General features: G+C 60.8%; 2 protein-coding genes. Both read left to right on the top strand.

Features of this window, described 5'->3' with window-relative positions; all coding sequences use genetic code 11:
• Positions 1 to 4 precede the first annotated feature (4 nt).
• Complete coding sequence (gene groES, locus FCU66_RS29125) at positions 5 to 301, top strand: co-chaperone GroES (RefSeq protein WP_006333965.1); 297 nt, start codon at positions 5 to 7, stop codon at positions 299 to 301.
• A 65-nt stretch (positions 302 to 366) separates the two neighbouring features.
• Positions 367 to 1,031, top strand: a 665-nt coding sequence (gene groEL / locus FCU66_RS29120) for a chaperonin GroEL (RefSeq protein ID WP_136621983.1), incomplete at its 3' end; no start/stop codon positions are given.

Raw genomic sequence — 1,031 nt, 5'->3', positions numbered from 1 at the left:
AAAAATGGCAAAGTCGAAGTTCCGCCCGCTTCATGACCGCGTGGTCGTTCGCCGGGTCGAATCCGAATCCAAGACCGCCGGCGGGATCATCATCCCCGACACGGCAAAGGAAAAGCCGCAGGAAGGCGAGATCATCGCCGTCGGCTCGGGCGCCCGCGACGAAGCTGGCAAGCTCGTGCCCCTGGACGTCAAGGCTGGCGACCGTATCCTGTTCGGCAAGTGGTCGGGCACCGAAGTCAAGCTCAATGGCGAAGACCTTCTGATCATGAAGGAAGCCGACATCATGGGCATCATCGGCTAACACGCCGCTGCCTTTCATCCGTACCATCCAATCTGAATTTCGGGCGAAATGCCCAGGAGTACAAAATGGCTGCCAAAGACGTAAAATTCTCCCGTGACGCCCGCGAGCGCATGCTGCGCGGTGTCAACATCCTCGCCGACGCGGTGAAGGTGACGCTCGGCCCCAAGGGCCGCAACGTCGTTATCGACAAGTCGTTCGGCGCCCCGCGCATCACCAAGGACGGCGTCACCGTCGCCAAGGAAATCGAGCTTGAAGACAAGTTCGAAAACATGGGCGCACAGATGGTCCGCGAAGTCGCTTCGAAGACCAACGACATCGCCGGCGACGGCACCACGACCGCGACCGTTCTGGCGCAGTCGATCGTCCAGGAAGGCCACAAGGCGGTTGCCGCCGGCATGAACCCGATGGACCTGAAGCGCGGCATCGATCTTGCCGTGACCGACGTCGTCGCGACGCTGATCAAGAACGCCAAAAAGATCAAGACCTCGGAAGAGGTTGCCCAGGTCGGCACGATCGCCGGCAATGGCGACGAGTCGGTCGGCAAGATGATCGCCGAAGCGATGCAGAAGGTCGGCAACGAAGGCGTCATCACGGTTGAGGAAGCCAAGACCGCCGAAACCGAGCTGGAAGTCGTCGAAGGCATGCAGTTCGACCGCGGCTACCTCTCGCCCTACTTCGTCACCAACGCCGACAAGATGGTTGCCGAGCTCGAGGACGTCTACATCCTGCT

The organism is Mesorhizobium norvegicum (genome assembly GCF_004919685.1).
Taxonomy (GTDB): Bacteria; Pseudomonadota; Alphaproteobacteria; order Rhizobiales; family Rhizobiaceae; genus Mesorhizobium; species Mesorhizobium norvegicum.
This window is presented reverse-complemented; position numbering and strand designations above follow the sequence as displayed.

Coding starts and splice junctions, on each gene's coding strand:
- groES (WP_006333965.1), top strand. CDS start 5: ATGGCAAAGTCGAAGTTCCGCCCGCTTCATGACCGCGTGGTCGTTCGC.